Origin of the sequence: Streptomyces sp. GS7, assembly GCF_009834125.1 — a bacterium.
Classification (GTDB): domain Bacteria; phylum Actinomycetota; class Actinomycetes; order Streptomycetales; family Streptomycetaceae; genus Streptomyces.
Genome location: NZ_CP047146.1, coordinates 1,493,986 through 1,515,579, shown reverse-complemented (window position 1 = coordinate 1,515,579; position 21,594 = coordinate 1,493,986). Strand labels below are relative to the sequence as shown.

General features: G+C 72.1%; 22 protein-coding genes. 4 read left to right on the top strand and 18 right to left on the bottom strand.

From position 1 onward, the window contains the following. Positions 1-5: 5 nt before the first annotated feature. Both GR130_RS39680 and GR130_RS39675 read right to left on the bottom strand, forming a co-directional pair. Entirely contained in the window at positions 6-167 is a 162-nt protein-coding gene (locus GR130_RS39680) for a hypothetical protein (RefSeq protein ID WP_189299227.1), read from the bottom strand. A 144-nt stretch (positions 168-311) separates the two neighbouring features. Continuing rightward, positions 312-464, bottom strand: coding sequence for a hypothetical protein (locus tag GR130_RS39675; RefSeq protein WP_201304811.1), 153 nt, complete (start codon positions 462-464; stop codon positions 312-314). A gap of 131 nt (positions 465-595) precedes the next feature. On the opposite strand from GR130_RS39675, the gene GR130_RS06340 reads away from it, so the two are divergent. Further along, positions 596-1,681: a M48 family metallopeptidase gene (locus GR130_RS06340; protein ID WP_159503793.1), complete on the top strand. Its 1,086-nt coding sequence runs from the start codon at positions 596-598 to the stop codon at positions 1,679-1,681. On the opposite strand, the gene GR130_RS06335 is transcribed toward GR130_RS06340, so the two are convergent. The 5 genes from GR130_RS06335 to proB form a co-directional block, all read right to left on the bottom strand. Continuing rightward, positions 1,644-2,771, bottom strand: a complete 1,128-nt coding sequence (locus tag GR130_RS06335) for an SCO2583 family membrane protein (RefSeq protein ID WP_159503792.1) — start codon at positions 2,769-2,771, stop codon at positions 1,644-1,646. The two genes, GR130_RS06340 and GR130_RS06335, sit on opposite strands and share 38 nt — an antisense overlap. Before the next feature lie 59 nt (positions 2,772-2,830). Then, entirely contained in the window at positions 2,831-3,451 is a 621-nt protein-coding gene (locus GR130_RS06330; protein WP_159503791.1) for an SCO2584 family spore wall biosynthesis protein, read from the bottom strand. An 86-nt stretch (positions 3,452-3,537) separates the two neighbouring features. After that, a complete protein-coding gene (locus GR130_RS06325) occupies positions 3,538-4,806 on the bottom strand; it encodes a glutamate-5-semialdehyde dehydrogenase (protein ID WP_159503790.1) in 1,269 nt (422 codons plus the stop codon). 126 nt (positions 4,807-4,932) lie between these two features. Beyond that, the gene (locus GR130_RS06320) at positions 4,933-5,430 is read right to left on the bottom strand and encodes a hypothetical protein (RefSeq protein WP_159503789.1); all 498 of its coding nucleotides are present in this window, start codon (positions 5,428-5,430) and stop codon (positions 4,933-4,935) included. A 211-nt stretch (positions 5,431-5,641) separates the two neighbouring features. Continuing rightward, positions 5,642-6,766, bottom strand: coding sequence for a glutamate 5-kinase (gene proB, locus GR130_RS06315; protein ID WP_201304810.1), 1,125 nt, complete (start codon positions 6,764-6,766; stop codon positions 5,642-5,644). Positions 6,767-7,122: 356 nt separating this feature from the next. Here proB and GR130_RS06310 point away from each other — a divergent pair, with 356 nt between their 5' ends. Next, complete coding sequence (locus GR130_RS06310) at positions 7,123-9,210, top strand: hypothetical protein (protein ID WP_159503787.1); 2,088 nt, start codon at positions 7,123-7,125, stop codon at positions 9,208-9,210. Between the two features lie 93 nt (positions 9,211-9,303). Here the strand turns inward: GR130_RS06310 and obgE are convergent, their stop codons facing one another. The 6 genes from obgE to GR130_RS06280 form a co-directional block, all read right to left on the bottom strand. Beyond that, positions 9,304-10,740, bottom strand: a complete 1,437-nt coding sequence (obgE, locus tag GR130_RS06305) for a GTPase ObgE (protein WP_159503786.1) — start codon at positions 10,738-10,740, stop codon at positions 9,304-9,306. Positions 10,741-10,898: 158 nt separating this feature from the next. Further along, positions 10,899-11,156, bottom strand: coding sequence for a 50S ribosomal protein L27 (gene rpmA / locus GR130_RS06300; RefSeq protein WP_066931927.1), 258 nt, complete (start codon positions 11,154-11,156; stop codon positions 10,899-10,901). A 14-nt stretch (positions 11,157-11,170) separates the two neighbouring features. Continuing rightward, a complete protein-coding gene (gene rplU, locus GR130_RS06295; RefSeq protein WP_046928040.1) occupies positions 11,171-11,491 on the bottom strand; it encodes a 50S ribosomal protein L21 in 321 nt (106 codons plus the stop codon). 230 nt (positions 11,492-11,721) lie between these two features. After that, positions 11,722-15,300: an Rne/Rng family ribonuclease gene (locus GR130_RS06290; RefSeq protein WP_159503785.1), complete on the bottom strand. Its 3,579-nt coding sequence runs from the start codon at positions 15,298-15,300 to the stop codon at positions 11,722-11,724. A 219-nt stretch (positions 15,301-15,519) separates the two neighbouring features. Further along, positions 15,520-16,323 (bottom strand): TIGR03936 family radical SAM-associated protein, encoded by an 804-nt coding sequence (locus GR130_RS06285; protein ID WP_159503784.1) that lies wholly within the window; start codon positions 16,321-16,323, stop codon positions 15,520-15,522. A 236-nt stretch (positions 16,324-16,559) separates the two neighbouring features. After that, positions 16,560-17,108, bottom strand: coding sequence for a GNAT family N-acetyltransferase (locus GR130_RS06280; RefSeq protein WP_159503783.1), 549 nt, complete (start codon positions 17,106-17,108; stop codon positions 16,560-16,562). Positions 17,109-17,270: 162 nt separating this feature from the next. On the opposite strand from GR130_RS06280, the gene GR130_RS06275 reads away from it, so the two are divergent. Further along, complete coding sequence (locus GR130_RS06275) at positions 17,271-17,543, top strand: hypothetical protein (RefSeq protein WP_159503782.1); 273 nt, start codon at positions 17,271-17,273, stop codon at positions 17,541-17,543. A gap of 330 nt (positions 17,544-17,873) precedes the next feature. Here GR130_RS06275 and GR130_RS06270 read toward each other — a convergent pair whose 3' ends face one another. Genes GR130_RS06270 through GR130_RS06260 form a run of 3 tightly spaced genes read right to left on the bottom strand, consistent with a single transcriptional unit; the run spans position 17,874 to position 19,802 of the window. Next, the gene (locus tag GR130_RS06270; protein ID WP_159503781.1) at positions 17,874-18,293 is read right to left on the bottom strand and encodes an arsenate reductase ArsC; all 420 of its coding nucleotides are present in this window, start codon (positions 18,291-18,293) and stop codon (positions 17,874-17,876) included. Further along, the gene (gene arsB / locus GR130_RS06265) at positions 18,286-19,404 is read right to left on the bottom strand and encodes an ACR3 family arsenite efflux transporter (protein WP_159503780.1); all 1,119 of its coding nucleotides are present in this window, start codon (positions 19,402-19,404) and stop codon (positions 18,286-18,288) included. Before arsB ends, GR130_RS06270 begins: the two co-directional genes overlap by 8 nt. Further along, the gene (locus GR130_RS06260; protein WP_159503779.1) at positions 19,401-19,802 is read right to left on the bottom strand and encodes an ArsR/SmtB family transcription factor; all 402 of its coding nucleotides are present in this window, start codon (positions 19,800-19,802) and stop codon (positions 19,401-19,403) included. The genes arsB and GR130_RS06260 overlap by 4 nt, the downstream gene beginning before the upstream one ends. A gap of 79 nt (positions 19,803-19,881) precedes the next feature. On the opposite strand from GR130_RS06260, the gene GR130_RS06255 reads away from it, so the two are divergent. Beyond that, entirely contained in the window at positions 19,882-20,316 is a 435-nt protein-coding gene (locus tag GR130_RS06255; protein ID WP_159503778.1) for an ArsI/CadI family heavy metal resistance metalloenzyme, read from the top strand. Between the two features lie 180 nt (positions 20,317-20,496). Here the strand turns inward: GR130_RS06255 and GR130_RS06250 are convergent, their stop codons facing one another. Both GR130_RS06250 and GR130_RS06245 read right to left on the bottom strand, forming a co-directional pair. Beyond that, a complete protein-coding gene (locus GR130_RS06250; RefSeq protein ID WP_159503777.1) occupies positions 20,497-20,907 on the bottom strand; it encodes a VOC family protein in 411 nt (136 codons plus the stop codon). A gap of 81 nt (positions 20,908-20,988) precedes the next feature. Beyond that, on the bottom strand, positions 20,989-21,381 hold the full coding sequence (locus GR130_RS06245; RefSeq protein ID WP_201304808.1) for a helix-turn-helix domain-containing protein: 393 nt from the start codon (positions 21,379-21,381) through the stop codon (positions 20,989-20,991). Positions 21,382-21,594 lie beyond the last annotated feature (213 nt).

The following is a 21,594-nucleotide window of genomic DNA, read 5'->3' as shown; positions in this document are numbered from 1 at the left end:
CGGGCTCAGTGGTCGCGGTTGAAACGGGTGGTGATCCAGAGCAGGAGAAGCAGGATGAAAAGGGCGCCGCCGCCGGTGATGAACGGGTTGAGGCTGTCGTGGTTGCCACCCTTCATCCCGCCTTCGGCGAGGGTGACCAGGGACTGTGCGGTGGAGTGCAGACTCATCGTTGGCAGGACCAATCCGGGCGGGTTTCGGACAGAGGCTTCCGCCACATCGTAAGCGCCACGTCACCGGGGGCTCACGCCGACTCCACCCGACGCCGCCCGGGCGGCGTCGGCGCTGGTCCCGGGGGTGCCCGTGGCCGGTCCTCAGTCCTGGTTGCCGTAGCCGCGCAGCAGGAACCACGCGAGCAGCGCGGCGCCCACGACGCCGACGATGATCACGGTACGCAGGAGCCAGCCGGGGCCGCCTCCCCTGGAGGTCTCCTCGGCGGCGGCGAGCAGCAGGGTCGGATGCGGCATGGCGGTGGCTCCCTATTGTGGCGGCCTGGTCGGTCGTTCGGTGCGCTCGCCAGCGTACGCCCGAGCATCCATTCCGCTGTCAGTGGCGTCCTCTAGGCTGAACACACGCAGTCGAACAGGGGGAGGCCCCAATGACGGAGAGCCCAGACGGCAGCGCCAACGTACCGAGCCGGGACCGCAGGCGGTTCCCCGGTATCTCGTCGCGGTCCTACGAGCACCCGGCGGACCGCTCGGCGCTGGTCGCGCTGCGCAAGCTGAGCGGGTTCGACACCGTCTTCAAGACGCTCAGCGGCTTGTTGCCGGAGCGCAGCCTGCGGCTGCTCTTCCTGTCGGACTCGGTCCGGGTCGGCGAGCAGCAGTTCGCCCACCTCAACGACATGCTGCGGGACGCCTGCCACATCCTGGACCTGGAGAAGGTCCCGCCGATGTACGTCAACCAGGACCCGCAGCCCAACGCCATGTGCATCGGCCTGGACGAGCCGATCATCGTGGTCTCGACCGGCCTCGTCGAGCTCCTCGACGAGGAGGAGATGCGGGCGGTCATCGGCCACGAGGTGGGCCACGCCCTCTCCGGGCACGCGGTGTACCGCACCATCCTGCTGTTCCTGACGAACCTGGCGATGAAGGTCGCGTGGATCCCGCTGGGCAATGTCGCGGTCATGGCGATCGTGACGGCGCTGCGCGAGTGGTTCCGCAAGTCGGAGCTGTCCGCGGACCGCGCCGGCCTGTTGGTGGGCCAGGACCTGCAGGCGTCGATGCGCGGCCTGATGAAGCTGGCCGGCGGCAACCACCTGCACGAGATGAACGTGGACGCGTTCCTCAAGCAGGCCGAGGAGTACGAGGCCGGCGGCGATCTGCGGGACTCCGTGCTGAAGATCCTCAACCTCCTCCCGCGCAGCCACCCGTTCACCACCGTGCGGGCGGCCGAGCTGAAGAAGTGGGCGGAGAGCCGCGACTACCAGCGCATCATGGACGGCCACTACCCGCGCCGCGACGAGGACAAGGACGCGTCGGTCTCCGACTCGTTCAAGGACTCCGCCTCGCACTACGCCGAGTCGGTGCGCAACAGCAAGGACCCGCTGATGGGCCTGGTCCGCGACATCGCGGGCGGTGCGGGCGACCTGGGCGGCAAGCTGCGCGACACGGTCTTCGGCTCGCGCTCCGAGGGCTCCGGTGGGGCTAACGGATCGGATGGCTCGGGTTCGGCTGGGAAGTAGCCGAAAGCTCGCCGCAGACGGAGGCGTTGGGCCGGCCGGTGGCGAAGGGGTCGGTGCCGGCGGGACGGTCGGTGCCGGCGTGCTGCCCCGCGAGCAGCGGACGCAGCACGTCGGCCGGGTTGGACGAGCAGGACAGCGGCCCTGCCTGGAGGCTGCTCTGGAGCACTTCCAGGCGGTGGTCGTTGAGGTCGTCGCGGCTGAGCCGGAAGTGCATCTCGCGCCGGACGGTGAACAGCGAGGCGGCGCCCGGCGTCGGCGTGCCGGTCCGCTGCCCCGCGGCGGCGTCCTGCGGAGCGCCGGCGACCGGCCGTACGGCGTAGACGAAGGTGTAGTCGGCGGTGACGTCCAGCGCGTCCTGGCTCAACTCCGCCGCGGTCAGCGTGCCGTTGACCCGGACGTTGCGGTCGGCGAGCTCGGTCTGCTTCGGATCGAAGCGGACCAGCCAGCCGGTCGCCGCATAGCGGCCGTTGTCGTCGGGGCGCGCCATGCTCCGGTCGAACTGGTCGAGTTGGCCGGTGTCCAGCAGCAGCCGCACCGGGCGTACGGACTCGCCGGTGAGGGTGGCCGGGTCCACCGACGAGCGGACGATGTAGTCCTTGGCGATGGTCAGCGCGGTGACGATCTGGCCGTCCGAGAAGTGCGCGCTGCGCTCGACGTCGGGGAGGTTGACGCCCGCCGCGCCGATCCGGAAGTCCGCCGCCGGGCTGTGCGCGAAGAGGTCGGCGGGGGTCGCGCCCGGTACGGTCCCGGGCGGCGCCAGCGGCACCACCGCGGACCGCAGCGGCTGCGCCCGGACCGGCTCCGGGGCCTTGTACGGGTGGCGTATGCCCATGTAGACGGCGGTGCCGAAGGCCAGCACGATCAGCAGCACCAAAAGGACCGCCTGGCGGGAGCCGCCCAGCCGCAACCATGCGTGGCGGGTCCGTACGGCCGGTGAATGGTGCTCGCCGAGCCGCTCGTCGGCGGAGAATTCCTGCAGGCGTGCAGCGCGCACGAACGACTCGTCGAAGACAACGGATCGGTACTCGTCGTCACCGCCTCCCGGGGCGCCGTCGGGCGTCCCTTCGGGAGGGTCACCAGGCCCGCTCATACAACAAGGGTAGGTCTGCCGAGGCGAAGGTAAACGCCGGGAGCCGCCACAACTTCACGTCATTGCGGCCGGGGCACGGCGGAGGACGACGGGCGCTGCGGCACCGCGGATGCGGGCGGTGGCAGGCCGGGGCGGGGCGTGTGCACGGTGTTCGCGCCGCCGGTGGGAGGGGTGCCGGTGGCCGGTGCGTCCACGCCGCTGGTGCGGGCCGGCGTCGCCGGGTTCTGGGGGCGGCCGGCGACCCCGCGGTAGACGGCGCTGAAGGCCAGCGCCACCAGCCCGATGCCCATCACCACGGCGAGCACCCAGGCCATGGGGCGGTGCCAGCGAGCGCTCCCGCGGTACGGGCGCAGGGACCCGCCGTAGGGGCCGTACGGGCCGTCGGACGGATATCCGTCGTCGTAGGCCCGGTGGCCGCCGGGCGCCGGGTGGTCGAAGTCGTCGCCGTCCGGCCCGAACCCGGGCCCCGGGCGGGCCGCCGCCTCGGCCTCCGCGCGCGCCTCGGCCGCGGCCAGCATCCGCTCGACCGCCGAGGGTTCGTGGATCGTCGCGGCCCGTACGAATTCCTCGTCAAAGACCACGGAAGCGAAGTCCTCGTCCGCTTTTCCGTGGCTCCCGTGGTGGTGCTCGTCGGGCTCCTCGCCGTCCGGGAACGGCGTGCCCCCCACGTCGTCCGGCACCCGTCCAGGGTAGCCCCGGCCGGACCGTTTGGGCAGAGACCGGAGCGACCGAACAGCGCGCGGAACGGGGCCGTCCGCGGGGCGGTTCAGCGGGTGTGGCCGTCGCCCGTGACGATGTACTTGGTGGACGTCAGCTCCGGAAGACCCATGGGGCCACGGGCGTGCAGCTTCTGGGTGGAGATGCCGATCTCGGCGCCGAAGCCGAACTGGCCGCCGTCGGTGAAGCGGGTCGAGGCGTTGACCGCGACGGTCGTGGAATCCACCAACTGGGTGAATCGGCGAGCGGCCGCCTGCGAGCCCGTGACGATGGCCTCGGTGTGGCCCGAGGTCCAGCGCCGGATGTGCGCCACCGCCGCGTCCAGGTCCGGCACCACGGCCGCCGCGATGTCGTACGAGAGGTACTCCGTCGCCCAGTCCTCGTCGGTGGCCGGGGCGACCAGGCCGGGGCCGGCCTGCTGCCAGGCCGCGTCGCCGTGCACCACGACACCGGCCTGGGTCAGCGCCTCCAGGGCGCGCGGCAGGAACTTCTCGGCGATCCCGGCGTGCACCAGCACCGTCTCGGCGGCGTTGCAGACGCTGGGACGCTGCGCCTTGGAGTTGACGAGGATGTCGATCGCCATGTCGAGGTCGGCGGCCTCGTCGACGTACACGTGGCAGTTACCGGTGCCGGTCTCGATGACCGGGACGGTGGACTCCTCGACGACCGTGCGGATCAGGGCGGCGCCGCCGCGCGGGATCAGCACGTCGACCAGGCCGCGGGCGCGCATCAGCTCGCGCACCGAGTCCCGGCTCTCCCCGGGCACCAGCTGCACCGCGTCGGCCGGCAGCCCGGCGCTCTCCACGGCGCCGCGCAGCACGTCCACCAGCGCGCTGTTGGAGGCGTAGGCGGAGGACGAACCGCGGAGCAGTACGGCGTTGCCGGACTTCAGGCAGAGCGCGGCGGCGTCCACCGTCACGTTGGGCCGGGCCTCGTAGATGATCCCGATCACACCGAGCGGGACCCGGACCTGGCGCAGGTCGAGGCCGTTGGGCAGGGTCGAGCCGCGCACCACCTCACCCACCGGGTCGGGCAGCGCCACGACCTTGCGGACGTCGTCGGCGATGGCCGCGATCCGCTCGGCGGTGAGGGTGAGCCGGTCCACGATCGAGCTTGAGGTGCCGGCGGCCCTGGCCTTCTCGACGTCCTGGGCGTTGGCGGCCACGATCGCGTCGGTGTGCGCCACCAGCGCGTCGGCGATGGCGAGCAGCGCCCCGTCACGGGCCGTGCGCGGCAGCGGCGCCAGGACGGCGGCGGCTTCCTTGGCGCGGCGGGCGGTGTCGAGGACGGGCGAGGACTGCGATGCACTGCTGGTCATGGCCGCAGCCTAGCGCCGCCGCGGGCCACGGCCACGCCGCATTCCACAGAGCGGGACACCGGTATCACCGGTGGAACGGGGCTGGGGAAAACCCCGCGGACCCGGGCATGACCCGTCGGGCAGGCCCTAGTAGGGATGGACCCCGACCGGTGACGCCGGCGGCGGGCCGTAGCCCTCGGCGACGCGCTGGTGGTAGGTCTCCCGGTCGATGACCTCCAGGCCGACGATCTCCCACGGCGGCAGCTTGGCCGTCGAGCGGTGCTCGCCCCACAACCGCAGGGCGACCGCGGCGGCGTCGTGCAGGTCCCGGGCCTCCTCCCAGTAGCGGATCTCCGCGTGGTCGTTGGCGTAGCGGCTGGTCAGCAGGAAGGGATGGTCGTGGGCGAGTTGCTCCAGCGACCGCCGGACCTCCTTCAGCGGAGCCTCCGCGCCCGAGACGCTGAGGGTGATGTGCCACAGCCGGGACGCCTCGCGGCGCTCGCTGTCCGGTGCCGGCTGCGCGGTCCCGTCCCGCTCCACACACCGGTCGTCCGCCGGCCGGGCGGCTTCGCCGCCGGTCCCGACGCTGGTCAGGGTGCGCTCCGCCGTCCCTCGGGGCGGTGCCCCTGGGCGCCCTCGTCTCACCGGCGGCCTCCTGTGATGCGAATCGCTCCGCCCCCGGGGGTGCGGAGCCGACTGGTGCGGTCGTTCTTCGGCGTCTGCGCTCGCGCGCTGCGGGCGCCGCTCCCCTACGGCGCCCCGCAACAAAGTTGACCAGTCCGCGGCCCGTCGCGGGGGCGTTTTGCCGAAGGTGCCCTTGGAAAGGCCGGTGCGGGCCGGTCCCGGACGGGCCGCCTCAGTGGTGCAGGAGCACCAGGTCGTCGCGGTGCACGACCTCGCGCTCATACGCCGGTCCGAGTTCGCGGGCCAGATCCCGGGTCGAACGGCCAATCAATCGAGGGATTTCCCGGGCGTCGAAGTTGACGACCCCGCGGGCGACCGCACGGCCGTCGGTGGCCCGCAGCTCGACCGGGTCGCCGGCGGAGAACTCCCCCTCGACGGAGGCGATTCCGGCCGGCAGCAGCGAGGAGCGCCGCTCGACGACGGCCCGCACCGCCCCGTCGTCCAGTACTAGTGCGCCGCGCGGCGCGGAGGCGTGCGCCAGCCACAGCAGCCGGTCGGCGGAGCGGCGGCCGGTGCGCAGGAAGTGGGTGCCGGTGGTGCCGCCGGCCAGCGCGTCCCCGGCGTGCACGGCGGAGGTCAGCACGACGGGGATGCCGGCCGCCGCGGCGATCCGGGCCGCCTCGACCTTGGTGACCATGCCGCCGGTCCCGACCCCCGCCTTGCCCACGCTCCCGATGGAGATGCCCTCCAGGTCCTTGGGACCGCTGACCACCGCTATCCGGGACGTGCCCGGGGTGGACGGGTCACCGTCGTAGAGGCCGTCCACGTCGGACAGCAGGATCAGCAGGTCGGCGCGGACGAGATGGGCGACCAGGGCGGCCAGCCGGTCATTGTCGCCGAACCGGATCTCGTCGGTGGCGACGGTGTCGTTCTCGTTGACGATCGGCACCGCCCCCATGGCCAGCAGCTGGTCGAGGGTGCGGTACGCGTTGCGGTAATGGGCCCGGCGGGCGGTGTCGTCGGACGTGAGCAGCACCTGGCCGACCCGGCGGCCGTAGCGCGCGAAGGAGGCGGTGTAGCGGGCGACCAGCAGGCCCTGGCCGACGCTGGCGGCGGCCTGCTGCCGGGCCAGGTCCCGCGGGCGCCGCTCCAGGCCCAGGGGGGCGAGGCCGGCCGCGATGGCCCCGGAGGAGACCAGCACGATCTCCTTGTCCTGGTGCTTGGCCAGCACGTCCACCAGCGCGTCGACGCGGTCGGCGTCCAGTCCCCCGGCGGCGGTGGTCAGCGAGGAGGAGCCGACCTTCACCACGATCCTGCGGGCGTCCGCGACGTCCTGCCTTGCCCCTGCCACCTGCATACCCCTGTGCTCGCCGATCCTGCCGTACGAATTCCGTACAGCGGCAAATCTACGGCAGCGGCCCCTTCGGACGCTTCGGCATATCGCCTGGCGGACGTCCCGGCGGACACCGGAGGCCCGCCTCCCACCCCTCTGACCGAATTTTTGTTAAGACGGTACGAGAGGCCAAAAGGTTGCGTTCGATTGGTTCGCTTTCGCGATGAAGAGAGCCACAGCAGATTGTCACCAAGGCCAACAAGGTCATACGGTCGGGTGTCCATCGGTCCCGTTTCGTCGCACTTGCGGCGTCGCAGCGCGGGACCCGGACACCGTCCCGGCCTCCCCCCGACCTTTCTTGCCGCCAGGAGCCCTCTCCCGTGCCTTCCGCCGGAATCGCCCCCAGACGAGCCGTGCAGCTCGCGGCGCTCTTCGCGATGATGGTCGCGTTCATCGCCCAGCTCATCGGCGCGCTGCTGCCCGTCATTCCGCTGTTCATCGCCGCGTCGGTCGTGAACCTGGGCCTCGACCTGGTCCTCCAGCACCAGCAGCCCGGTCTGCTCTCCGTACTCGGCCGGATCCGCTTCGACGTGACGGTGCGTCAACTGCTGCGGGACATGGTGATACTGGTCGGCCTGCTGCACATCGACGGCATCAACCCCCTGGAGGAGCAGGCACCTCTCACCATCACGCTGCTGCTCTTCTACGGCACCCACTTCGTGTGCCAGACGGTCGCGGTCCTGGTCCGCAGGGCCCGCACCCTGCCGTTCGTCACCCGCAACATCGACGCGAGCGCGCTCGCGCTGACCGACGCCCCGCCGCGGCTGCTCTTCCGGCAGACCGGCCGGCGGCTGCTGCGCTTCTCGGTGCCGACGACGGCGGGCATGATGGTCACCGCGGTCACCGGCAACGCCTACTGGGGCGGCCTCGGCATCGCCGTCGCGGTGCTGCTGTCCGCCGGCGGCACCCTCTACCTGAGCACCTGGCTGCTGCCGAAGAAGCGGACCCTCGACGAACAGCAGGCCCTGGCCTGGCTGGACCGCTGGCTGGCGGCCTACCGGCCGACGGTCGGCATGTACTTCTCCGGCGGCTCGACCTCCGCCTACCAGGCCAACATGTGGCTCGGCACCCTCGCCGAACTGGGCGGCAACCCCGTCATCGTGCTCCGCGAGCGCTTCATGGTGCAGAAGATCGAGGCCACCGACATCCCGATCGTCTGCATCCCGAAGGTCGCCCACCTGATGCGCCTGGAGCGCTCCACCCTCAAGGTCCTGCTCCACCCGGCGAATTCCGGCAAGACCTCGCAGATCCTGCGGATCCCCTCCATCAAGCACGCCTTCATCAACCACGGCGAGAGCGACAAGCTCTCCTCCTGCAACCCGTACGCGAAGGCGTACGACGAGGTGTGGGTGGCCGGCCCGGCGGCCCGGGACCGCTACCAGCTCGCCGACATCGGCATCGAGGACAAGGACGTCGTCGAGGTCGGCCGCCCCCAGCTGGCGCCGATCCGCCCCTACGAGGGCGCCCCGCTCGGCCGGTTCACCACGGTGCTGTACGCGCCGACCTGGGAGGGCTGGGACGGCAACCCGGGCAACACCTCGGTGATCCTGGCCGGTGAGAACATCGTCCGCGCCCTGCTCGCCGACCCCAAGGTGCGGCTCCTGTACAAGCCGCACCCGATGACCGGCTCCGTGGACCCGCGCGCGGGCGCCGCCGACTCCCGTATCCAGGCGATGATCGCGGAGGCCAACGCCCGGCGCGGCGGTGCGCTGCCCGGCCCCGAGGCCGCCGCCGAACTGGCCCGCCGCACCACGGAGCTGGACCGGCTGACCACCGCCGACTTCCGCGCCAGCGCCGACGAGTTGGAGCGGATGCGGCTCCAGGGCACCCCCGAGGAGGGCCGCGCCGCCGCCGTGGACGCCGCCGTCGCCGCCTGGGAGGACGCGTACTGGAACTCCGTCCCCGAGTGGGAGCACCTGGTCGTCACCGCCGCCCGCCCCGGCATCTTCGCCTGCTTCAACCGGGCGGACGTGCTGATCAGCGATGTCTCCAGCGTCGTCTCCGACTACCTGACCAGCGAGAAGCCGTACGCGGTCGCCAACACCTCGGGGATGGACGAGGACGACTTCCGGGCGCACTTCCCGACGGTGCGGGCGGCGACCATCCTGACGCCGGACGCGGAGGGGGTGGCCAGCCTCCTGGACACCGTGCGCCATCCGGAGCGGGACGCCCTGGCCGCGGCCCGCGCCGAGCTGAAGGAGCACCTGCTCGGCCCGTCCGACCCGCCGTCGGCGGTCCGCTTCGAGAAGGCCGTGCGGAACCTGTGCACCAAGGCCGACGAACGCCGGGTGCGGATGGAGAGCCGGCTCTCCGGCATCCCCGTGCAGCGCTCGCAGCGGGGCCTGAACGCCGCCGGAACGGCCGGGCAGGGCGCGGGCGGCGCCCCGGACGCGACGGCCGCCGTCTGACCCGCAGCGGGCCGCTCAGGGCCACGAACGCTACGGGACAGGCCCCCGGGAGGAGCGTTCCTCCCGGGGGCCTGTCCCGTACGACTCCCGCCCTCAGAAGGGGTTGAAGCCGTCGTAGTCGCTCTGCGCCTCGTCCCGCTCCGCGTCGCGGTCGCGGCGCCGCTGCGCGGCCGGCCGGGGCGCCTCGAAGCGGTGGTCCTCACCGCGCCGGCCCAGCATCTCCGCACCGGCCGACATCGACGGTTCCCAGTCGAAGACCACGGCGTTGTCCTCGGGGCCGATCGCCACCCCGTCCAGGGCGCGGGCGCCCGCCTTGAGGAGCGCGTCCTCCACGCCGAGGCGGCTGAGCCGGTCGGCCAGATAGCCGACCGCCTCGTCGTTGTTGAAGTCGGTCTGGCGGACCCAGCGCTCGGGCTTCTCGCCGCGGACCCGGAAGAATCCCTCGTCCTCCTGCGTGACCGTGAAGCCCGCGTCGTCGACCGCCTTGGGGCGGATCACGATGCGGGTGGCCTCCTGCACCGGCTTGGCGGCCCGCGCCTTGGCGACGATGTCGGCGAGGGCGTACGACAGCTCCTTGAGGCCCTGGTGGGCGACCGCGGAGACCTCGAAGACGCGGTAGCCGCGCGCCTCCAGGTCCGGGCGGATCATGTCGGCGAGGTCCTTGCCGTCGGGGATGTCGACCTTGTTGAGGACGACCACCCGCGGCCGGTCGCCGAGGCCGCCGTACTGCGCCAGCTCCGCCTCGATGACGTCGAGGTCGGAGACCGGGTCGCGGTCCGACTCCAGGGTGGCGGTGTCCAGGACGTGGACCAGCACCTCGCAGCGCTCGACGTGCCGCAGGAACTCCAGGCCCAGCCCCTTGCCCTGGCTGGCGCCCGGGATCAGGCCCGGGACGTCGGCGATGGTGTAGACCGTGGCGCCGGCCGTCACCACACCGAGGTTGGGCACGAGCGTGGTGAAGGGGTAGTCCGCGATCTTCGGTTTTGCCGCGGAGAGCACCGAGATCAGCGAGGACTTGCCGGCGCTGGGGTAGCCGACCAGCGCCACGTCGGCGACGGTCTTCAGCTCCAGGACGATGTCCCGCGCCTCGCCGGGCTCGCCGAGCAGCGCGAAGCCGGGGGCCTTGCGGCGGGCGGAGGCGAGCGCGGCGTTGCCGAGGCCGCCGCGACCGCCCTGGCCCGCGACGAAGGTGGTGCCCTGGCCCACCAGGTCGGCCAGCACCTCGCCGTTCCCGTCCAGTACGACCGTGCCGTCCGGGACCGGCAGGACCAGGTCCTTGCCGTTCTTGCCCTCGCGGTTGTCGCCCGCGCCGGGCTGGCCGTTGGTGGCCTTGCGGTGCGGGTGGTGGTGGTAGTCGAGGAGGGTGGTGACGTCCTGGTCGACGACCAGGATCACATCGCCGCCGCGGCCGCCGTTGCCGCCGTCGGGGCCGCCGAGCGGCTTGAACTTCTCCCGGTGAACGGAGGCGCAGCCGTGGCCTCCGTTACCCGCGGCGACATGCAGCTCGACGCGGTCCACGAAGGTGGTCATGGTGGGGATGCCTCCAGATCAGCGGGATTGTCTGCGTACTGCTGTGATTCAGATGGGATGTCTTCTTCGTAACGCGCCAAGGGCGGACCAGCCTTCCCGCTCCCGCGAGAAAAGGCGGTCCGCCCTTGGCGTGCTGCTGTACTACGTCCGGGCCGGAATTACTCGGCGACCGGGACGATGTTCACGACCTTACGGCCACGGTGGGTGCCGAACTGCACCGCGCCGGGCTGCAGGGCGAACAGGGTGTCGTCGCCGCCGCGGCCGACGCCCGTGCCCGGGTGGAAGTGGGTGCCACGCTGGCGGACCAGGATCTCACCGGCGAGGACGGCCTGACCGCCGAAGCGCTTCACGCCGAGCCGCTGAGCATTGGAGTCGCGACCGTTCCGAGTGGACGATGCGCCCTTCTTGTGTGCCATGTCTCCTCAGTCCCTTACTTCGCCGGAGCGTCGATGCCGGTGATCTTCAGCGCCGTGTGGAGCTGGCGGTGGCCGATCCGCTTCTTGTAGCCGGTCTTGTTCTTGTACTTCTGGATCCGGATCTTGTCGCCCTTGTGGTGGTCCACGACCTCGGCCTGGACCTTCACGCCGGCCAGGACCCACGGGTCGCTGGTGACCGCGTCACCGTCGACGACCAGCAGCGTGGAGAGCTCGACGGCGTCGCCGACCTTGCTGGTGGAAATGCGGTCAACCTCGATGACGTCGCCAACAGCAACCTTCTGCTGGCGCCCGCCGGTGCGCACGATCGCGTACACGCGGAACTCTCTTTCGCTAGGTTCGGATCCTCTGATGCCAGCCGCTCACACGGGCTCGGGATACGGCCCGTGAAATCCGAGTGGACGAGCGGCCTCCCTCGGCGGAGCCGAGAGGTAGTTGCTCAGGGGGGTGGTGCCACACAGACACCGACGGTCAAGGTTACGGGGCCTCGACCAGAGGGTCAAACCGGCCCCGGGCCGCCGTGACGGCCCGGGGTACCGGGTACTGCTCAGTCCTCCGCGGAAGCCGACACCGACCCGGCCGAGGACTGCTCGGCCGCCGCCGTCTTCTTCGCCGCCGCCTTCTTGGCGGTGGTCTTCTTCGCGGTGGTCTTCTTGGCCGCGGTCTTCTTGGCGGTGGTGGTCTTCTTCGCCGCCGCCTTCTTGGCCGTGGTCTTCTTCGCCGCGGCCTTCTTGGCGGTGGTCTTCTTCGCCGCCGCCTTCTTCGCGGTCTTCTTGGCCGCGGGCGCCGCCTCGGCGGGCTGCTCCTGGACCTCGGCCGGTGCCTCGGCGACCGGCTCGGCCACCGGAGCGGTGATCACGATCGTGCCCGCCGGCTCACCGACCGCCTCCGGCGCACCCGCCGGGGCGGTCACCTTGCGGGTCGCCCGGCGGCGCGGCCGGACCGGAGCGGGCTCCGCCGCCGGCGCCTCGGCTACCGGCTCCGCAGCGGGCTCCGGCGCGGCGGCCGGGGCCGCCGGCTCGGCCGGCAGCACGATGGCGGCGGCCTCCTCCGCGGCCTTGGGCGCACCCGCCGGAGCGGACACCTTGCGGCTCGCCCGGCGGCGGCCACGGCCCCGCCCGGCAGCGGCGGCCTCGGCCTCGGCCGGGCTGCCGTACCACTCGTCCGTGCCGTCCACCGAGGGCTGCAGCTCGGCCTCCGTCACCGCCACGGGCTCCAGCTCCGGCGCCGCCTCCTCCGCGGCCGCCTCGGCCTCGAGCGCCTGCTCCGGCTGCGCGCCGTTGGCGCCGGCCTTGCCCTTCTTCTTGCGCTTGCCGCCACCGCCGGCAGCGGTCGGCTGGTCCATGTGGACGATGACGCCCCGGCCGTTGCAGTGCACGCACTGCTCGGAGAACGACTCCAGCAGCCCCTGGCCGACCCGCTTGCGGGTCATCTGGACCAGGCCGAGCGAGGTGACCTCGGCCACCTGGTGCTTGGTGCGGTCCCGGCCCAGGCACTCCAGCAGCCGCCGCAGCACCAGGTCCCGGTTGGACTCCAGGACCATGTCGATGAAGTCGATGACGACGATGCCGCCGAGGTCGCGCAGCCGCAGCTGGCGCACGATCTCCTCGGCCGCCTCCAGGTTGTTCCGGGTGACGGTCTCTTCGAGGTTGCCGCCCTGGCCGGTGAACTTCCCGGTGTTGACGTCGACCACGACCATCGCCTCGGTCTTGTCGATCACCAGCGAACCGCCGCTGGGCAGCCAGACCTTGCGGTCCAGCGCCTTCATCAGCTGCTCGTCGATCCGGTACGTCGCGAAGACGTCGACCTCCGACGTCCACTTCTGGAGCCGGTCGACGAGGTCGGGCGCGACGTGCGAGACATAGCCGTGGATGGTCTCCCAGGCGTCGTCACCGCTGACGATGACCTTGGAGAAGTCCTCGTTGAAGATGTCGCGGACGACCCGGACGGTCATGTCCGGCTCGCCGTAGAGCAGGCTCGGCGAGCTGGTCGAGGACGCCTTCGCCTTCTTCTGGATCTCCTCCCACTGCGCCTGCAGCCGCTCCACGTCCCGGCGCAGCTCGTCCTCGCTCGCGCCCTCCGCGGCGGTACGCACGATGACGCCCGCGTCCTCGGGGACGATCTTCTTGAGGATCTGCTTCAGCCGGGCCCGCTCGGTGTCCGGGAGCTTGCGGCTGATACCGGTCATCGAGCCCTCGGGCACGTAGACCAGGTAGCGGCCGGGCAGCGACACCTGGCTGGTCAGCCGGGCGCCCTTGTGGCCGATCGGGTCCTTGGTGACCTGGACGAGGACGGACTGGCCGGACTTCAGCGCGGTCTCGATGCGGCGCGGCCCGTTGGCCATGCCCAGCGCCTCGAAGTTGACCTCGCCCGCGTACAGCACGGCGTTGCGGCCCTTGCCGATGTCGACGAAGGCGGCCTCCATGGAGGGCAGGACGTTCTGCACCTTGCCCAGGTAGACGTTGCCGACGTACGAGGTCGCCTGCTCCTTGTTGACGAAGTGCTCCACGAGCACGTTGTCCTCAAGGACGCCGATCTGGGTGCGCTCGCCGCTCTGGCGGACCACCATCACCCGCTCGACGGCCTCCCGGCGCGCCAGGAACTCCGCCTCGGTGATGATCGGCACCCGGCGGCGGCCCTGCTCGCGCCCCTCGCGGCGGCGCTGCTTCTTGGCCTCCAGGCGCGTCGACCCCTTGATCGACTGCACCTCGTCCGCGCCGGTGCCCTCGTCCTTCTTGCGGGGCTCGCGGACCTTGACGACCGTACGCTCCGGGTCGTCGGCGTGCGCGGTCTCGACCTCGGCGGGCTCACCGCTGCGGCGACGGCGACGACGGCGACGACGGCTGCTGCTCGTGCTGCCGCCGGGCTCGCCGGCCTCGGCGGCCCGCTCCTCGGCTTCCTCGGCTTCCTCGGCCTCCTCGGCCTCCTCCGCCTCGGCGGCCGGACGCTCCTCGCCCTCCGCGGCATGCTCCTCGGCACCCTCGGCGGCCTCACCGCGGCGACGGCGGCGGCCACCCCGGCGGCGACGGCGCGAGGGACGCTCGCCCTCCTCGCCGTACCCGGCCTCGGCGTGCTCCTCCTCCGCCTCGGCGGCCTCGGCAGCCTCCTCGGCGACCGGCTCCGCGACGGGCGCGGCGGCCACCGGCTCGGCCTCGGCAGCACCACGGCGGCGGCGCCGGCGCGGCGCGGGCGCCTCGGCCGCCTCCTCCTGCACGGCCTCCTCGTCCTGACGGGCCGCGGCGGCGTGCGCGGCAGCCGCGCTCTCCGGGGTCTGGAACATCGGCTCGGTGAACACCGGCGCCTGGAAGACCGCCGTCGGCGGCTTCTGCGCCCGGCGACGGCCACGGGCCGGCGCCTCCTGCGCGGGCTCCTCCGCGGCACGCGGCGCGGACGCCTCGGCGGCGGCCGGCTCCGGGGTGCGCTCACCACGGCGGCGCGCCCGGCGGCGCGGGGCCTCGGCCTCGGCGGCCGGCGTCCCCTCAGCCTCCTCGGCGGCGGGGGCGGCGCTCTCCTCGGCGGCGGCCTGCGGCGCCCCGGCCGGAGCGGTGGCCTTGCGGGTGGCCCGGCGACGGCTACGCGCCGGACGCGTGCCCTCCTCCGCGGCGGCGGCAGCGGCCGGCGCCTCCTCGGCAACCGCAGCGGCCTCAGCCGCCTCCTCTTCCTCTTCCGCCTCCACGGCAGCAGGCTCCGGCGCCGCGACCGGGGCGCTCACCTTGCGGGTCGCCCGGCGGCGGGTACGCGCCGGACGCGGCTCCTCTTCGGCGGCTGCGGCCGGCGCTTCCTCGGCGGCGGCCGCGGGCGTCTCGACGGGCTCGGCGGCCTCGGGCTGCGGGGGCCCGGCCGGCGCGGTCGCCTTGCGGGTGGCGCGGCGGCGGGTACGGGCCGGCTTGGCCTCGTCGCCGGTGGTGACCGCGGCGGCGGCCGGCTCCTCGGCGGCGGGCTGCGGCGCGGGCGCCTCGGCGCTCACGACCGTGGCCCCGGCGTCGGCGGCGGCCGGCGGGCCGGCCGGCCGGGAGGCCGCGCGGCGCCGGCGGCGCGGCGGCAGCGTGTCGCTGGGCGAGTGATTGTCGTCGGCACCACGGTCCGCGGACGGCGTGGATGCGTTGGGCTCAATAGATTCGAGCATGCGGGCGGTTCTCCCGTCACGCTCCCGGGCGCCGCGCCTGATTCCGGCCGCGGTCCGCGTGATGAGCGCGGTTCCGCTGTCCGGGGCGCGGGCGCCGCACGGGAGCTGTCGTCTCGCTCGCCGGGCCCGTTGGCCGGGTACCGGCGAAAGTCTCCTGGTCAGTGCGTCTGCCGGACCGGGGTGGCTCCCTGGCTGATCGGCGACGCGACGACGCGCGTCCTACGCAGTACCTTCCCCGGAAATCGCCGGGGAGGCCCCACTCGGCGCCGTCGCGGCACTCAGCCCGGCGGCCGTGGATGAGGCGGCCATGGCAGCGTCGCGGTCGGGCGCTAGCGGGTCGGTCACCGCGCCGGTCTCCTCATCGAGCAGCCCCTGCGCCAGCCTGGTCACCGCTGCGGGGACCGGCGGCGCCAGGTCGGCCGTAGCTCGGAGGCCGGACAGGACGTCGTCGGGTCGAACGGCAGGTGTCAGATGCCGAACAACCAGCCGCAGTATCGCACAGGCATTGCCGTCGGGCCTATCGCCCTCGGCAGCCGCTGCCTCCAGGCGCGCCACCGCGCCCCGCGCGTCGAAGGACCGCATGCCGTTTTTGGTGCGGCGCTCGACCTGTACTTCCTCGGCGGCGAGGAACGCCTCGACGGCGCGCCCGGCCTCCTCGGCGGCGACGCCGTCGAGCCGGATCTCCCACACCGACGCCTGCAGCCGGTCGGCGAGGCCGCTGGTGTGCGCCTCCACGGCGTCGATCACGTCGAGGCCGCCCGGCAGGGACTCGTCGAGCAGCTCGCGCAGCTCCTCCGGGTCACGGCGCGCGGTGAGCTGGATCTCCAGATACTCGGCCTCGCTGCCGGTGCCCGTCGGGGCGGCGTTGGCGTACGACACCTTGGGGTGCGGGGTGAAGCCCGCCGAATAGGCCATGGGGACCTCGGCGCGGCGCAACGCCCGCTCGAAAGCGCGCTGGAAGTCGCGGTGGCTGGTGAACCGGAGGCGGCCGCGCTTGGTGTAGCGCAGTCGGATGCGCTGCACCGCCGGTGCGGGCGGCGGGCCTTCGGGCTGTCGCTTGCCCAGTGTTACTTCTCCTTGGTGTAGGGGCGCGGCTGGCGTCGCCCGGTCCGGACCGCCCCCGCGTGGGCGAGGGCGCCCGGACGTCTTTACCTAGAGTACGTGCCCGGACGCCGCCCAGTTCCCGCCGGGGCGGCCGGACCTCGGCCCGCCCGCGTCCCCGGCCCGGCAAAATCCATCGGACGAGTGCGCCGCCCCGGTCAGCCGCGCTCTCCCCCGCCGTGGATCCAGAAGCGCAGCTTCTCCGCCCGGCGGTCCTCGAAGACCCCGCCGCACTCCTCGATCACCCGGCGTGAGGCGGCGTTGGTGTCGTCGCAGGTGAGCAGCACCGGATCGATGCCCAACGCGCGGTGGGCGTACGGCAGCGCGGCGCGCAGCATCGCGGTGGCGTGGCCCCGGCGGCGGCCGGTGGGGCGTACCGCGTAGCCGATGTGGCCGCCGTACTCGTGCAGGGACGCGGTCAGCCGGTGCCGGATGGTGAGCCGGCCCAGGAAGGTGTCGCCGTCCGCCCACCACAGGGTGGTCATCGGGACCGTGCCGTCGGCCCGCTCGTCCGGGGAGGTGGCTCCGACCAGCGCGACGTACGCGGCGAACCCCTCGGCGGACGGCCAGCGGGTGCGCCAGGTCCGCAGCTCGCGGCCCAGCCCGGAGTGGCGGGAGCGGTCCACGCCCTCGGCGCGGAACTCGTCCATGGCGGCGAGGAAGGAGGCATGGACGCGGATGGTGGGGGTGATCAACTGCGGCGTCATGCGCCTCATTGTGCGGGGCACCCGGAAGCCCGGGAGGCGGGGCCTGCGGGCCGTGACCGCACCGCAACGGGACTCCTGTCCGGGTGCTGGACCGTTCGGCCCTATCGGCCGCGGGCCCCTGGTTGAACGCTGGGGAGCAGTCTTCCTGCTAGGAGGCACGTCATGTCGATTTCCGCCGGCGCCGGGCGTTCGAGCCTCCGGCGCCGGGCTGTGCTCACCGCCGTCGCCACCCCGCTGCTCCTGACGTCGGCCGGCGCGATGTCGCAGCCCGCGAGCGCGTCGACCGCCCCGAAGACGATCACGGCCGTCACCGCGCACCACGCCGTTCCGGCGTACGAATGCTCCACGCTCAAGAACTGGCTGGACCACCACCCGGCGAACACGCCGGAGTGGCGCAAGGTTTCCCTGATGTGGGCGGACAAGGGATGCCCCTGACGCGGTGGGAGCAACTCCGCTGAGGTGGTGCCGAGCTGCGTAAGCGGGGGCACCGGGAAACGCGGCGGCCCGGCCCCGCGCGAGGCGGAGGCCGGGCCCAGGGTGCGGGGGCGCTACGTGACGACGGTCGGCGGGAGCAGCTTCTTGCCCGTCGGGCCGATCTGGATCCGGGTGTCCATCTGCGGACGAACAGCGCTCCGTAAGCGCGCCCGGTAGCCCCTGCCCCTGCCCCTCAGCACCGTGTCGCCCCGCTGGAGGCTGGAGACCAAGAGTTCCGCGGGGGCGGTCGGAGCCGACGTCCGTGCCTTCGCCCGGTCTCGCCCGGACCTGTCAGGTTCGGGCCGACGACCGCAGCTCGTCCAGCAGGGCGCGGATCCGCCGTTCGATCTCGTCGCGGATCGGTCGGACGGCGTCCACTCCTTGGCCGGCGGGGTCGTCCAGCCTCCAGTCCAGGTACTTCTTGCCGGGGAAGATCGGGCAGGCATCCCCGCAGCCCATGGTGATCACGACGTCGGACGCCTGAACGGCCTCGGCAGTCAGTACTTTCGGGGTCTGGGCGGACAGGTCGATGCCGACCTCGGCCATAGCCTCGACCACCGCCGGGTTCACCGCGCCGGCAGGGGCGGAGCCGGCCGAACGGACTTCCACCTGGTCGCCGGCGAGGTGGGCGAGGAAGGCGGCGGCCATCTGGGAGCGTCCAGCGTTGTGGACGCAGACGAAGAGCACCGATGACGTGCGGGACTCAGCCACGGGCGGGCTCCTTGAGACCGGCCGACTCGGTAGCCGGGGCGGGTGTGTCGGGGAAGAGGCGGCGGGCGGCCAGGGCGACATGGACCAGGCCGATCAGGACCGGGACCTCGATGAGAGGTCCGACGACCCCGGCCAGGGCCTGGCCGGAGGTCGCGCCGAACGTCGCGATGGCAACGGCGATGGCCAGTTCGAAGTTGTTGCCGGCCGCCGTGAACGCCAGTGTCGTCGCCCGCGGATAGTCCAGCCCAACGGCCTTGCCCAGAGCCATTGACCCGGCCCACATGACAGCGAAATACGCCAGCAGCGGCAGCGCGATGCGCGCGACGTCCAGGGGCCGGGAGGTGATGGCATCGCCCTGGAGAGCGAAGAGCACAACGATCGTGAACAGCAGGCCCCACAGGGCGAACGGGCCGATCCGCGGGATCAGCCTGGTCTCGTACCAGGTGCGGCCCTTGGCCTTCTCGCCCAAGCGGCGGGTCAGGAAGCCGGCGGCCAGGGGGATGCCAAGGAAGATCAGCACGCTGCGGGCGATCTCCCACACCGAGACACTCAGCCCGGTCTGTTCCAGGCCGAGCCAGCCGGGCAGGACCGAGAGATAGAACCAGCCGAGCAAGCTGAACGCCAGGACCTGGAAGACGGAGTTCAGGGCGACCAGGACGGCGGCGGCTTCGCGGTCGCCGCAGGCCAGGTCGTTCCAGATGATGACCATGGCGATGCAGCGGGCCAGCCCGACGATGATCAACCCGGTCCGGTACTCCGGCAGGTCGGGCAGGAGGAACCACGCGAGCGCGAACATCAGGGCCGGGCCGACGATCCAGTTGATCACCAGCGAGGGGATCAGCAGACGGCGGTCGCGGGCGACGGTGTCCAGGCGGTCATAGCGGACCTTGGCCAGGACCGGATACATCATCACCAGCAGCCCGAGCGCGATCGGCAGCGAGACGCCGGTGACCGTCACCTTCGCCAGCGCGTCCCCCAGCCCCGGAACCAGGCGGCCCAGGCCGAGGCCGGCGGCCATGGCCAGCAGGATCCACACGGCCAGGAAGCGGTCCAGGAACGAGAGCCGGGCCGCGACCGTCCCCGCCGCCGTGGTGGTGTCCGTCGCGGTCACGAGGCGGCTCCCGCGGGCGTCCGGTCGGTCCGGGGAAGGGGCTGGCCTGCGGGGCGGGTCAGTATCCCGGCGAGGCGGTCGGTCATCTCCGGCAGCAGCCAGTAATAGACCCACGTCCCGCGGCGTTCGCAGTCGATCAGCCCGGCCTGTCGCAGCAGCTTGAGGTGGTGGGAGATCGTCGGCTGCGACAGATCGAACGCCGGCGTCAGATCGCACACGCACACCTCACCACCGGCCCGGGAGGCGATCATCGACAGCAGCCGCAGCCGCACCGGATCCCCCAGGGCCTTGAAGACCTTCGCCAGCTCTGTGGCCTGGCCCTCGTCCAACGGCGCGGTCAGCAGCCCCGGACAGCATTCCTGGGACTGGCCGAGCACCTCACGCTCTTGATTCGACATACCTCTATGTTGACCAACTTCGATTCAAGGCGCAAGGTTGCATCGACAGTCATCAATGCACTGCGATGAGGAGAGTGTCATGCCCCGCGTTCAGCTCGCGCTCAACGTCCCCGACCTCGATGCGTCGGTGGAGTTCTACTCCACGCTGTTCGGTGTCGAGCCGGCCAAGCGCCGCCCCGGTTACGCCAACTTCGCCATCGCCGAGCCGCCGCTGAAACTTGTCCTGATCGAAGGTGAGCCCGGCCAGGAGACCCGGCTGGACCACCTCGGCGTCGAGGTCGATTCCACCGACCTGGTCACCGCGGCCACCGACCGCCTCAAGGAAGCGGGACTTGCGACCTTCGAGGAGAACGGCACCCCCTGCTGCTATGCCGTCCAGGACAAGGTCTGGGTCCGCGGCCCAGGCGAGGAGCCCTGGGAGGTCTACGTCGTCAAAGCCGACGCCGACGAGATGGGCAAGGCCCCCGCCCTGGAAGGCGACGCCTGCTGCACCAGCAGCAGGCCCACCGTGTGAGTTCGGCCCAGCACGGTCACCCTCGCCACGATCCGGCTATGGCTGCGGGGTGACCCGCCGGACAGCCCCCAGATGATCGATTTCAAGGGGGCCTGATGAGTGGAGCCAGGTTCATGCGCGGTCAGCCGGTCATGCGCGCACTGACCGCCTACGACCACCAAACCCCTTGGAATCGACCATCTAGGCCCTTGGCTGGGTGAAGCGGATCCGGTTCCCAAAGGGGTCGCGAAGTCCGCAGTCGCTACCGTACGGGCGGTCCGTGGGTTCCTCGGTGAACTCCACGCCTCGGCCCAGCAGCGTCTCGTACGTCTTGCGGCAGTCGTCCGTGGTGAAGATGAGCCACCCACCCATCGCACCCTTGGTCACCAGCTCCCGGACCTGCTCCGCCGTCTCCTCGGACATCGCCGGAACGCCCGGCTTCTCCAGCAGGATCTGGCGCTCGGGATGACCGGGAACGCTGACGGCCAGCCAGCGCATGAAGCCCAAGTCGACGTCGGCGGCGACCTCCAGGCCGAGCTTGCCGACGTAGAAGTCGAGGGCCTCGTCCTGGTCCAGGACGTATATCTGCGAGTGCGTGATGGCGTTGAACATGTGCATCACGCTACTGAGCCGGCGGGACGAAAACTTATCCAGAACTGCTCTGTCGACGGGCGGCACGAGCAGGACGGAAGATCAGCCGCTCGGTCGCGTCCACGCCATCGTGAAGCACGTCGGCACGCCCGTGGCCACCGCTTCCTTGCGGTACGTCCTCGGCGACCGCCCGACGATGTCGCGGAACGTGCGGCTGAAGGTTCCCGGGCTGCCGAAGCCGACCTCGAAGCAGATGTCCGTCACACTGCGGTCAGTCTCCCGCAGCAGGAACATGGCCCGCTCGACACGGCGGCGCTGCAGGTAGCGATGCGGCGTCTCGCCGAACGTGGCCCGGAAGGTGCGGGAGAAGTGCGCCTGTGACACGTGCGCGATCCGGGCCAGGGCCGGCACGTCCAGCGGCTGCGCGTAGACACGGTCCATCACATCCCGCGCCCGGAGCATGCGGCGGTTGGTCTCTTCTGCAGCGCGACTCACGGCGCCATCACATCACGGCTCGCCACCACCGAAGACAGCACCGGTGATCGCTCCGCCCGTCCGGTGCAACGAGTGCACCTCACGACCCGACGGACAGACCCTAGAGGCCGCGAGACAGCCCGAAAGGCCCCTCACACCCACTCCACCTCTGAGTGGACGTTCGAGGGGCCTCCCTGCGTCGGCAGAGGCGTTCCGGGCATCTCTGCCGATGCG